The following is a 12,725-nucleotide window of genomic DNA, read 5'->3' on the forward strand; positions in this document are numbered from 1 at the left end:
AGCGTAGGCAGGGCGCCGAGCGTCAGCCCACACAGCGTAAGCACTAAGCCGAAGGACAACGATGTCTGAAAACAAGGGCCTGAGCGATCTTGAGATAGCCCACAAAGCCACCATCCTGCCCATCGAAGAAATTGCGCGACGCGCGGGCATCAACGTGGACGCACTGGAACACTATGGGCCTTACAAAGCCAAGATCACTCCGGCCAAGCTTGTGCTCCCCGAGGGCAAGGCGCCCGGCAAGGTAGTCCTCGTTTCAGCCATGTCCCCCACCCCCGCCGGCGAAGGAAAATCGACAACCACAGTCGGTCTGGCCGATTCCCTTGCACGCGCCGGCCACAAAGTGATGATCGCGCTGCGCGAACCGTCACTTGGACCCATCCTTGGCATGAAGGGCGGAGCAACCGGAGGCGGATACTCCCAGGTACTGCCCATGGACGACATCAACCTTCACTTCACTGGCGACTTCCACGCCGTCACCTCGGCCAACAACGCCCTCATGGCACTCGTGGACAACCACATCTTCCAAGGCAACCAGCTCGGAATCGACCCCCGCCGCATGACGTTCAAACGCGTTATCGACATGAACGACCGCTCCTTACGGGAAATCATTATCGGGCTCGGCGGCCCTGCCCAGGGCGTACCCCGGCAAGACGGCTTCGACATCACCGTGGCCTCCGAAATCATGGCCGTATTCTGCCTGGCCGCGGACCTGGACGACCTCCGAGCGCGCTTGGGCCGGATCACCTTCGGCTACACCTTCGACCGCCAACCGGTAACTGTGGCCGATCTTGGTGTGGAAGGTGCCCTGACATTGCTCTTGAAGGATGCCATCAAGCCAAACCTTGTCCAGACCATCGCCGGGACACCGGCACTGGTACACGGTGGCCCCTTCGCCAACATCGCCCACGGGTGCAACTCCATCATCGCAACGCGGACTGCACAGCAACTGGCAGACATCGTGGTCACCGAGGCAGGATTCGGCGCGGACCTGGGTGCCGAAAAGTACATGGACATCAAGTCGCGCATCGCTGACGTGGCGCCGTCCGCCGTCGTTGTTGTGGCAACGATCCGTGCGCTCAAGATGCAAGGCGGAGTTCCAAAGGACAAACTCAGCGAACCCAACGTGGACGCCGTAGCCGCAGGAGTGGAAAACCTCAAACGACATGTTGGGAATGTCGCCAAGTTCGGCATTTCGCCGGTCGTTGCCATCAACAGGTTCGCCACCGACACCGACGAAGAACTTCAGTGGCTGCTGAACTGGTGCGCAGCGGAAGGCGTGGAAGCCGCCGTCGCCGATGTCTGGGGCCGCGGCGGAGGAGGCGACGGTGGGGATGAACTCGCGGCCAAGGTGGCAGCGGCAGTGCAAGGGCCGTCAAATTTCCACCACTTGTACCCATTGGAACTTTCCGTGGAGGACAAGATCCGGACGATCGTGCAGGAGATCTACGGCGCCGACGGAGTGGAATTTTCCGTCCCGGCACAGAAGCGGCTGGTGGACATCCAAAAGAATGGGTGGGGCGGGCTGCCCGTCTGCATGGCCAAGACGCAATACTCATTCACCGACGATGCGTCCAAGCTCGGGGCGCCAAAGGGATTCCGGGTACACGTGCGCGAACTCATTCCCAAGACGGGTGCGGGCTTCATAGTCGCCCTGACCGGAGCCGTCATGACCATGCCCGGGCTGCCCAAAGAACCGGCCGCCATGCGCATGGACGTCGGTCCCGACGGCAATCCCACTGGCCTCTTCTGACCTCCTTAAAAGCAACGCGGGGTCACTTACGGCCCATCCGATGGTCAATCATCGGCCGTAAGTGACCCCGCGTTGCTTGTGCTGTTGCGGTTTAGCGCTCGATATCGCCGCGGATGAAGGCTTCCACCTTGTCGCGGGCGATGTCGTCGTTGAACTGCTCCGGCGGGGACTTCATGAAGTAGCTGGACGCGGAGAGCAGCGGGCCGCCGATGCCGCGATCCAGGCCAATCTTGGCCGCGCGGATGGCGTCGATGATCACACCAGCGGAGTTCGGGGAATCCCATACTTCGAGCTTGTATTCGAGGGAAACGGGAGCATCACCGAAGTTGCGGCCCTCGAGGCGGACGAAGGCCCACTTGCGGTCGTCAAGCCAGGCAACGTAATCGGACGGCCCGATGTGGACGTCGTCAGCGTGAAGGTCGGCCTCAACGTTGGAGGTGACGGCCTGCGTCTTGGAGATCTTCTTGGACTCAAGACGATCGCGCTCAAGCATGTTCTTGAAGTCCATGTTGCCGCCAACGTTCAACTGGTACGTGCGGTCCAAGGTGACGCCGCGGTCCTCGAACAGCTTGGCCATCACGCGGTGGGTGATGGTGGCACCGATCTGGCTCTTGATGTCGTCGCCCACGATCGGAACACCCGCCGCAGTGAACTTGTCAGCCCACTCCTTGGTGCCGGCGATGAAGACGGGGAGAGCATTGACGAAAGCCACGCCAGCATCGATGGCGCACTGGGCGTAGAACTTGGCAGCCTGCTCCGAACCAACGGGCAGGTAGCAAACCATGACGTCTACGTTGGCTTCGCGAAGGGCAGCAACGATGTCGACGTCCTCCTCGGGAGCTTCGACGATGGTCTCGCGGTAGTACTTGCCCAAGCCATCAAGGGTATGTCCACGCTGAACGGTGACTCCGGTGGCAGGGACGTCGGCGATCTTGATGGTGTTGTTTTCGCTGGCGCCGATGGCGTCGGCAAGGTCCAGTCCAACCTTCTTGCTATCGACGTCGAAAGCAGCAACGAACTGAACATCGTTGACGTGGTACTGGCCGAACTCGACGTGCATCAGACCCGGAATTGTGGCCTTGGGGTCAGCGTCGCGATAGTACTGAACACCTTGGACCAGCGATGCGGCGCAGTTTCCTACGCCGACAATGGCAACACGAATCGGATGTGAAGACACGGAACTCCTTTTGAGAACTAAACCTCAGGTGCCAGGCGCAAACTCTGACTGAGCTCAGAGCACGACTGATTGGCACGGCGCCAGTTGGCGCACACTTGCATTGTAGCCAACAGAGAAGGGGCCGGCTTTGTTCCCGCCGGCCCCTCCTGTTTTGTGTCTTTCCCCTGGGTTTACTCCTGCGCCCACAGATTGATGTCGGATTCGACGGCGAACTCATCGATCGCTGTCAGCTCATCAGTGGAGAACTTCAGGTTGTTGATGGCGCTCAGCGTGTCTTCAAGCTGCGAAACGCTGGACGCTCCAACAAGCGCGGATGTTACGGGGGAGCCCTTCGGCTGGTCCCGGAGAATCCATGCGATGGCCATCTGCGCGAGGGTCTGTCCACGGCCCTCGGCGATAGCGTTGAGTCCCCGAACGCGGTCCAGCTTGTCCTCCGTCAAGGCGGATTCGGAGAGGAACCGTTCCTTGGCGGCCCGCGAGTCAGCCGGAACACCGTTGAGGTAGCGGTTGGTGAGCATGCCCTGGGCAAGAGGCGAGAAGGCGATGGAGCCGGCGCCCACCTGGTCCAGTGCCTCGTAGAGGTTCGGCGAGCCATTCTCGGTCCACCGGTTCAGCATGGAGTAGCTGGGCTGGTGGATCAGCAGAGGCGTGCCGAGCTCCTTCAGGATCCGGGCTGCCTCGAGTGTTTGCTCGGGGGTGTAGGAAGAGATACCTGCGTACAAGGCTTTGCCGGACCGGACCGCGTAGTCCAGCGCCCCCATGGTTTCCTCCAATGGAGTCTCGGGATCCGGACGGTGGCTGTAGAAGATGTCCACATAGTCCAGGCCCATGCGCTGCAGGGACTGGTCAAGGCTGGAGATCAGGTACTTGCGGGATCCCCATTCACCATAGGGGCCCGGCCACATGTAGTAGCCGGCCTTGGTGGATATGACGAGCTCGTCACGGTACGGCTTGAAGTCTTCCTTTAGGTGGCGTCCGAAGTTCGTTTCCGCCGATCCATCCGGCGGGCCATAGTTGTTGGCGAGGTCGAAGTGGTTGACGCCCAGATCGAAGGCACGGCGCAGGATGGCGCGCTGTTCGTCGAACCGCCTGTCGTCGCCGAAGTTGTGCCAAAGGCCCAGCGAGATAGCGGGGAGCTTGAGCCCACTGCGTCCGACGCGGCGGTAGGGCATGGTTTCGTAGCGGTTTTCCGCAGCCGAATAAGTCATACGTACCATCCTGCCACTGCACAGATCACCGTGTTCGGGCTGTCCGCAATGTGGGCGCCGTCACCCTTTTCACTGCTCGCCTTGCTGGACGCGCACGACGGCGGCGCTCCCACCGGGCAGGGTCAGCGAACCGTCGTCGAGAGCTACTTCGGTGTCGGTTGCCAGCAGCAGGGACCCAGCCATAGGCGAATCCAACGGCTCGTCTCCAAAGTTGCACACCACGCGGATGGCACCACGGGTCAACTCCAGCCAGTGCTCGTCGTCGTCGAACTCCACCGTGGTCTCGCCGAAACCACCGTTCACAAGCTCCGGCGTATTGCGGCGCAGCTGTGCTAAATCCCGATACAGCCGCAGCAGGCGTGCGTGGTCCCCGATGCTTGGCTCGCTCCAGTCCAGCTTTGAACGCTTGAAAGTTTCGGGGTCCTGGGGGTCCGGCACAACGGCAGGGTCCCAGCCCATCCGTTCGAATTCCTTGATCCGGCCCTTCGCTGTGGCCTCCCCCAATTCCGGTTCGGGGTGGGAGGTGAAGAACTGCCACGGCGTGGAAGCCCCAAATTCCTCGCCCATGAAGAGCATGGGCGTGAAGGGCGATGTCATGGTCAGCACTGCGCCGATCGCCAACCGACCAAATGACAGTGATGCCGTGAGCCTGTCACCGGTGGCGCGGTTGCCGATTTGGTCGTGGTTCTGCAGGCAAACCACCAATGCGGAAGGATGCGCGAGGTCGTGCCGGATCGGCCGGCCGTGGTGGCGTCCCCGGAAACTTGAGTAACTGCCATCGTGGAGGAAGCCGTGCTCGAGGACCTTGGCGAGGACAGCGAGGGACTCGAAGTCGGCGTAGTATCCGGTGGTTTCACCGCTAAGGTTCACGTGGAGGGCGTGGTGGAAGTCGTCGCTCCATTGGCCTTCCAAGCCATAACCGTTGTCCTTGCGGGGATAGATCAGGCGCGGATTGTTCAGGTCCGATTCCGCGATGAGCGTCCGCGGAATGCCGGACTCCGCCTCGATCTGGTCCCCCAGCGCGCCAAAGTCCTCAAGGATGTGCACGGCACGTTCGTCGCGCAGGGCGTGCACGGCGTCCAGCCTGAGCCCGTCTACGTGATAGTCACGGAGCCACATCGCCGCATTCTCCAGAATGTACCGGCGAACCTCATCAGAGCCCGGGCCATCGAGGTTTACCGAATCGCCCCAGGTGTTCCCCTCCCCCGATTTCAGGTAGGGGCCAAATTTGGGAAGGTAGTTGCCGCTGGGTCCAAGATGGTTATAGACAACGTCCTGGATGACCCCCAAGCCAGCGGCGTGGGCGGCGTCGACGAACCGTTGATAGGCCTCGGGGCCACCGTAGGGCTCGTGGATGGCGTACCAAAGCACGCCGTCGTAACCCCAGTTGTGAACTCCGTTGAATGCGTTGACCGGCAGCAGTTCGATGAAGTCGACGCCCAAGTCGACCAAATAGTCCAGTTTCCGGGCGGCAGCGTCAAGTGTGCCTTCGGGAGTGAACGTGCCCAGGTGGAGCTCGTAGATGACGGATCCCTTGAGGCTGCGCCCCTTCCACTCGCCATCCCCCCAGTGGTAAGCGGCAGGATCGAAGGTGGCCGACAGCCCATGCACCCCGTCCGGCTGTCGCCTTGAGCGTGGATCGGGAAAGGGTCCCTCGCCGTCCACGATGTAGCCGTACGCTACCGCGTCGCCTTCGTTGCCGGTGACCTCGGCGGACGCGCGCCACCAACCGGTAGCGCCGCCGTCGTGAATTTGTTCCATCGCGTGCTCGCTACCTCCGGCGAGCAGTTTCACTGACCCGGCGTTGGGCGCCCAGACGTCGTAGCGGTTTTTTCCAGCAGCGTGCTCCAGCATCGTGTCCCCTGTGCTTGTTTTAGCTTGCGTTGCAGTGGCGGTGTTGGTGGTGTTCGTGTTTTCAGCGGATCAGTCAGTGGGCACCAGCAGGGCCACCGGGTAATGCTCCAGCAGCGTAGCGACCGCGACCGAACCGGCGTCATAAATGGTCCCGGTCAGTTCGTCATGACAGTTCACCGGCAAGTCGATAGCCGTGTCCCGCCAGCCGCCTTCGCGGGCGAGCCGCTTGGGCAGCCGCGTGCCAACGGTGACCACGCCAGGTGCGTCCGCCCCACGGTTGAAGGCAACTACGTGATCAGCGGCGGCGCCGCTCGCGTGCACGGGCTGGTAACCAGCAAACAGTTCCGGCCGGTCACGACGTAACCTGAGCGCCCTGGATACCACCAGCAGTTTGGCGGCTTCCTCAGTGAAAGCGGGCCGCGCACCAGTATCGAGTTCTGCGAGCACCGCGATCCGGGCTTGAAAGTCTACTGGCCGCCGGTTGTCGGGGTCGGTCAATGAACCGTCCCGGAACTCTGTGCCCTGATAGACATCCGGAACGCCCGGCATGGTCAGTTGGATGAGCTTGGCCGAGAGTGAGTTCGACGTTCCAAAAGGTTCCAGTTCCTCGACGAAGTTCTCCAACGCGGCAGCGACCTCGGGGACGTCAAAAACGGCGTCGACGGCGGCAGCCAAGTGACGCTCGAAGTCCAGGTTGGGATCGGTCCAGTTGGTCGAATTTCCGGCTTCGCGGGCGGCCTTGAGTGCATACGATTGGAGGCGCCCACGGTCGGCGGGCCAAGCGCCGGCAATTGACTGCCAAACGAGGGCCGCCAGCGGACCGTCCGGGATGGGCGCCAACTCCTGCGCAGTGCCGAGGAAGAGTTCCCATTCCGGGACGGATTCGGAAATGACCGAAATCCGGGCCCGGGCGTCCTCGCTGCGCTTGGTGTCATGCGTGCTCAGCGTCGTCATGGAAAGCGGGATCTCTGCCTGACGCCGTGCCATGCGCTCATGGAACCCGCCAGGGGAAAGCGCAAATTCAGTGGGATCAGCTCCCACTTCGGTGAGCGTCCCCAAGCGTGTGTAGCGGAAGAACGCGGTATCCTCCACGCCCTTCGCCATAACCATTCCTGAGGTCTGTTGGAAGCGGCGTGCCAGTTCCCCGGTTGGATCAACCAGGAGCGGGCGTAACCCGTTCAGCACAGACCGGAGCTCGGGCCGGTGTTGCCCAGCGCGCTCTATGGCTTCCTCCAGGATCTCCTGGCCGTGCGGCAGGTAGGTCCTGTAGATGGGGAACCAACAAATAATCTCGGCCAGCGCATCGGCTACCTCGGCGCGCGGCAATTCCGGCGACTCGGGAACAAGCCGGGACAACCGGAGGATCTCGGACCTCAGGATGCCATCGGCGATGCGACGTTTGGTCCCGTGGATCATGTCCTCATAGTCAGCGGGCCGGGCTGCATCCCGCAGCCGGGCGTCGAGGGAATCCAGGTATTCCTCTGCTGCGGGGTCGACGAACAGACGGTCTACGTCCGCCAGTGCGTCATACCCTGTGGTGCCTTCGCAATCAAAGGTTTCCGGCAGTTTCTCCCCTGGCTCAAGGATCTTCTCCACCAGGAGGTACGCCCCGCCTGTCTCCTTGCGAAGCCTCGCCAGATACCCTTCCGGATCGGCCAGCCCATCGGGGTGATCGATCCTGAGACCATCCACCAGCTCTTCCCGGAACCAGCGCACGATTTCCTCGTGCGCCTCATCGAAGACCCACGGAACCTCGACGCGCACGCCTGCCAGTGTGTTCACTGCGAAGAAGCGGCGGTAGTTCAGTTCAGCGTCCGCGCGGCGCCAGCCCACCAGTTCATAGTTCTGCCGCGCATGAACGTCCTGTGGGCTGTCTCCGGCACTGAAGCTGCCCTCGGCCAACGGGAATCGGTGATCGTAGTAGTGCAGTTCGCCGTCCACCACCGTGAGTTGTTCAAGGTCGTCATCGCCGCCGAGCACGGGGATGCGGATCTTTCCGCCACCAAAGTCCCAGTCGACGTCGAACGCTTCTGCGTATTTGGACGAGCGACCCTCTTTCAGGAGCTGCCACCACCAGGCATTCTGTCCTGGTGAGGCGACACCCATATGGTTGGGAACGATGTCCGCGAGGATGCCAAGTCCCTTCGAGCGGGCGGCCTTGGACAACGCAGCGAGGCCCTCGGTTCCGCCCCTGGCCGGATCCACGGAGGAAGGATCCGTGACGTCATAACCGTGGTCTGAACCCTCCTCCGCTGTGAGGATCGGGGATACATAGACCCAATCAACCCCGAGGTTGTGCAGGTACCCGGTGAGTTCCGCAGCGTCCTGAAGCGTAAAGCTCCGGCGGATTTGCAGCCGGTACGTTGAAACGGGCGTCCTCATGAATCCGCCTTCTTCGACGTACGGCGCTTCCGGGTGGGTTTTGATTCCGCAGTGGCCGCATCTCCCCCATCGGAAGAGGTACCCGCCTCTGAGGCATCCAGTGATCGAGCGTTCGCCGACGAATCTGTCGCCACTGAGGTCACCGCAGGTGCCGTGAGCGACGCAGTTTCGGGGGTGCTTGTCTGGCTGAGCGCAGCAAGCGAGGCGGCCACTGAATGGTCCGGCTCGGACTCGGGTGTGCTGTGGGCACGAAGCACCACCAATGACTTGGCAGCGATCATCAGGATCTGGTCTGCCTTCACGACGTCTGAATCTGCGCCTTCACCGCCGGTGTCGATCATGACATCCCACGCAGGTGCATATTCGTCCGACGGCACCCTGAACCCAACCTCGTCCTCGTCCGCATTGAAGTACAGCAGGAAATTGACGTCGGTGATCCGGCGGCCTTGAGTGTCGCGTCCGTGGATTCCGTCACCGTTCAAGAACACGCCAACAGAACGGCCCAACGCGGTATCCCAGTCCGAGGGCGTCATGGTGCTGGCATCGGCATCCAGCCATACGATGTCCGGAAGCCGCTCGCCCTCACCTCGCAGCACGGGCCGTCCATCGAAGAACCTGCTTCGGCGAAGGCTCGGGTGTTTGGCCCTCAGGGCGCTAACAGCAGCCGTGAATTCCACCAAGGGCTGGTCAACGTTATCCCAATTGATCCAAGTGAGCTCGGAGTCCTGACAGTAACCGTTGTTGTTACCCTGCTGCGTCCTTCCAAGTTCATCGCCGTGCAGGAGCATGGGGACGCCCTGTGACAGGAAAAGCGAGGCGATGAAGTTCCTCTGTTGTCGGGCCCTGAGGCCCAGAACCTTCGGATCGTCCGTGGGGCCCTCAACGCCACAGTTCCACGAACGGTTGTGCGATTCGCCGTCGTTGTTGCCCTCACCGTTGGCCTCGTTGTGTTTCTCGTTATACGACACGAGGTCGGCCAACGTGAAGCCGTCGTGGGCAGTGACGAAGTTGATCGAGGCCACGGGCCGGCGACCCGAGTGCTCGTAGAGGTCGGCGGAGCCTGTCAGACGCGAGGCGAATTCACCAAGGGTGGAGGGCTCTCCCCGCCAGAAGTCGCGGACAGTGTCCCGGTATTGGCCATTCCATTCCGTCCATTGGGGCGGGAAGTTTCCCACTTGGTATCCACCCGGACCAACATCCCACGGTTCGGCGATGAGCTTCACTTGGGACACAACAGGGTCCTGCTGGATGAGTTCGAAGAAGGTGGAAAGCTTGTCCACGTCATAGAATTCGCGGGCCAGCGTGGACGCGAGATCGAACCGGAACCCGTCCACGTGCATCTCCGTCACCCAGTAGCGGAGCGAGTCCATCAGCAGCTGGAGTGAATGGGGGCTCCGGACATTCAATGAGTTCCCGGTGCCTGTGTAGTCCATGTAGTACTTTTGGTCGTTCTCCACCAGGCGGTAGTACGCGGAGTTGTCGATGCCCTTGAAGGACAACGTGGGCCCCAGATGGTTGCCCTCGGCCGTGTGGTTGTAAACGACGTCCAAAATGACTTCGATCCCGGCGTTGTGCAGGGAACGCACCATGGCCTTGAAGTCCTGGACCTGCTGGCCTGTATCGCCCTTGGAGCTGTAACTGTTGTGCGGGGCGAAGAAGCCGATGGTGTTGTAGCCCCAGTAGTTGTTCAGGCCCTTATCCTGCAGGATGCCGTCGTTGACGAACTGGTGCACGGGCATGAGCTCGATCGCAGTAATACCCAGCTTTTGAAGGTGGGAAATGACTGCGGGGTGGGCTACACCTGCGTAGGTTCCGCGCTGTTCCTCGGGAACTTCCGGGTGCAGCTGGGTAAGTCCCTTGACGTGGGCCTCGTAGATGACCGACTTGTGGTACGGAATTTTCAGGAGTTTGTCGCCGTCCCAGTCGAAGAAGGGGTTGATGACCACGCCCAGCATCATGTGCGGTGCGGAGTCAGCGTCATTCCGGGAGTCCGGGTCCCCCATGTTGTAGGAGAACAGGGCCGGGTCCCAATCGATCTGACGATGGATGGCCTTGGCATACGGGTCCAGCAACAGCTTGTTGGGGTTGAACCGTTGGCCGGCGTCGGGGTCGTAGGGTCCGTGCACCCGATAGCCATATTTCTGTCCGGGTTGGACTTGTGGCAGGTAGCAGTGCCACACGTAGCCGTCTACCTCGGTGACATCTACGCGGACTTCCCCGCCGTCGTCGTCGAAGAGGCACAGCTCCACTTTCTCGGCCTTCTCGCTGAACAGCGCGAAGTTGGTGCCGGTCCCGTCAAAGGTGGCTCCAAGCGGATAGGCCGATCCAGGCCAGACTTCCATGCGTTCTCCTCTGGGTGATGCGGATAACTTGCTGCAAGCCTACTCATGACCCCCGACACGGACAGTAACCTTACGGTCTTGTAGGGTCGTATTCCGCAGTCAGCGAACCTACGACGCGCGGTACCGCCGCCATGATCGCTGACGCTGTAAGGGGGCCACCATCAAAATCGTTCGACGCGATCGAGCCAGCGCGGCCGTGAACGCTGGCGGCGACCGCCGCCACAGCAGCCCAGCGGTCGTCCAGTTTCAAGCCCAGGGCTGCGTACGCGCCGTCGTCGTCCCTGACAGAGTCCACAGATTGCGCCAGCAAGGCTCCCAGGATGCCGGCAAGGACATCGCCGCTGCCTGCGGTGGCCATCCAGGCAGTGCCCTCGGACTGGCTGAAAACAACGCCCGACGGCGAGGCCACCAGTGTGGTGGCACCCTTCAGCAGGACTGTGGCACCGGTTTGCCCGGCTGCTTGCCGTACGAAGTGCAGCGGCCGGGACTCGACGTCCTCACGGGTCACGGCAACCTCGCCGGTGGATGGAAGGGCTGCCAGGAGCGTCGCCAGCTCCCCGGCGTGCGGGGTGAGGATCCAATGGGCGGGACAATGCTCGGGCAGGAGACTCAAGGCTCCGGCGTCGACGACGACTGGCAATTCAGCGTCAAGCGCCGACCGTGCGGCATCCTTGGCACGTCCGAGTTGGTCCTCCCCGTCGACGCCAGGACCAAGCAACCACGCCTGGACCCTGCCGGGATCCCCGGTCTCCCACAGGGCCTCCGGAGTCCGGGTCAAAACCTGGCGTGCCGCAGATTCCGGCCCCACATACCGGACCATGCCTGCGCCAGCCACCGCTGCCGCATGGACGGTTAGTACAGCTGCCCCGGCAAAACGAGGCGAGCCAGCGACAACGCCCAACACGCCACGGGAGTATTTATGGGAGCGGCGGCCCGGCTTGGCGAGCAAAGACTTCAGGTCCGGGGCCTCAAGCCGACGCAACTCAGGGGTATCCAGGGAGTCTTCGATCCCAATCGGTACCAGCACCACGCGCCCCGCACAGCCTTCGCCGGGGTCCGTCATCAGCCCGGCCTTGATGCCCCCAAAAGTCACTGTGACATCGGCATCCAGCACCGGCCAGTGGACTTCGCCCGTATTGGCATCCAAACCGCTGGGGAGGTCGCACGCCACCACGCAACGCGGCTTCAGCTCCTGAAGGGAAGCAACCAACTCAGCCGAAGCATCACGCAATCCGCCGCGCGCGCCGGTGCCCAGGAGGGCGTCGATAACGACGTCGTCGCCAGCGCACAGGACAGCAAGTTCTTCGGCGTTTCCGGAATCCAATCGCAGCACGCGGCCACCTGCCGACTGAAAAGCCGCCAGAGCCTCGGTATGGACTTCCGCTGAGGCGAGTACCGCCGTCGTCCGCATGCCGCGGCGGGCAAGCATGGAAGCCGCGAAGAGTCCGTCACCGCCGTTGTTGCCCTTGCCTGCCAGGACCGTGACGCTGGCACCGGTCAGCTTGCGCCTGGCCTTGACCACGCGCACCACTTCCTGCGCCAAGCCGTAGGCGGCCCGTTGCATGAGAACAGCGCCCTCACCGGAGCCCAGGAGCGGTTGTTCCGCATCCCTGATCTGTTGTCCGGTGAAGGCGCTGATCATCGTTATATAAAGGTCCGTTTAGCCCTCGGCGAGGACATACGCCGTAGCGATGCCGCCATCGTGGCTCATGGACAGGTGCCAGCGCTTGACGCCCTTGGCATCGGACACGGCCAATACCGTTCCTTTGACCTGGACGGTAGGACCATTCTGGTCAAGACCAATCCAGCAGTCCTGCCAGTTCATGCCAGCGGGAGCACCCAGGACCTTGGCTACTGCTTCCTTGGCAGCGAAGCGCGCAGCGAGTGACCTGGTGTTGAGTTCGCGCTCCGCAGGAACGAAAAGCCTGTCCCGCAGTCCGGGGGTCCGCTCCAGTTGCCGGGCGAACCGCTCGATGTCTACGACGTCTACTCCAATGCCAACAATCATGCGG

8 protein-coding genes are annotated in these 12,725 nt (G+C 62.1%); 1 reads left to right on the forward strand and 7 read right to left on the reverse strand.

The genetic code is table 11. The features are described from left to right. Positions 1 to 61 precede the first annotated feature (61 nt). Positions 62 to 1,750 carry a formate--tetrahydrofolate ligase gene (locus AC6I99_RS15595; RefSeq protein ID WP_497961240.1) on the forward strand — a complete coding sequence of 563 codons (1,689 nt, stop codon included), beginning with the start codon at positions 62 to 64 and terminating at the stop codon, positions 1,748 to 1,750. Positions 1,751 to 1,841: 91 nt separating this feature from the next. Here AC6I99_RS15595 and AC6I99_RS15600 read toward each other — a convergent pair whose 3' ends face one another. The 7 genes from AC6I99_RS15600 to AC6I99_RS15630 all read right to left on the reverse strand — a co-directional run bounded on the left by AC6I99_RS15600 (position 1,842) and on the right by AC6I99_RS15630 (position 12,721). Further along, the gene (locus AC6I99_RS15600) at positions 1,842 to 2,927 is read right to left on the reverse strand and encodes an inositol-3-phosphate synthase (protein WP_224088285.1); all 1,086 of its coding nucleotides are present in this window, start codon (positions 2,925 to 2,927) and stop codon (positions 1,842 to 1,844) included. 170 nt (positions 2,928 to 3,097) lie between these two features. Next, positions 3,098 to 4,135 carry an L-glyceraldehyde 3-phosphate reductase gene (gene mgrA, locus AC6I99_RS15605; protein WP_497944707.1) on the reverse strand — a complete coding sequence of 346 codons (1,038 nt, stop codon included), beginning with the start codon at positions 4,133 to 4,135 and terminating at the stop codon, positions 3,098 to 3,100. A 69-nt stretch (positions 4,136 to 4,204) separates the two neighbouring features. Beyond that, the gene (gene treZ / locus AC6I99_RS15610) at positions 4,205 to 5,989 is read right to left on the reverse strand and encodes a malto-oligosyltrehalose trehalohydrolase (protein WP_497944706.1); all 1,785 of its coding nucleotides are present in this window, start codon (positions 5,987 to 5,989) and stop codon (positions 4,205 to 4,207) included. Between the two features lie 69 nt (positions 5,990 to 6,058). Then, on the reverse strand, positions 6,059 to 8,371 hold the full coding sequence (gene treY, locus AC6I99_RS15615) for a malto-oligosyltrehalose synthase (RefSeq protein WP_497961241.1): 2,313 nt from the start codon (positions 8,369 to 8,371) through the stop codon (positions 6,059 to 6,061). Continuing rightward, positions 8,368 to 10,713: a glycogen debranching protein GlgX gene (gene glgX / locus AC6I99_RS15620; protein ID WP_497961242.1), complete on the reverse strand. Its 2,346-nt coding sequence runs from the start codon at positions 10,711 to 10,713 to the stop codon at positions 8,368 to 8,370. Before glgX ends, treY begins: the two co-directional genes overlap by 4 nt. A 70-nt stretch (positions 10,714 to 10,783) precedes the next feature. Further along, positions 10,784 to 12,355 (reverse strand): NAD(P)H-hydrate dehydratase, encoded by a 1,572-nt coding sequence (locus AC6I99_RS15625; protein WP_497961243.1) that lies wholly within the window; start codon positions 12,353 to 12,355, stop codon positions 10,784 to 10,786. Between the two features lie 18 nt (positions 12,356 to 12,373). Continuing rightward, positions 12,374 to 12,721, reverse strand: a complete 348-nt coding sequence (locus AC6I99_RS15630; RefSeq protein WP_216925115.1) for a holo-ACP synthase — start codon at positions 12,719 to 12,721, stop codon at positions 12,374 to 12,376. Positions 12,722 to 12,725: the final 4 nt, after the last annotated feature.

The sequence above is a fragment of the Arthrobacter sp. TmtSoilC77 genome (assembly GCF_059739415.1).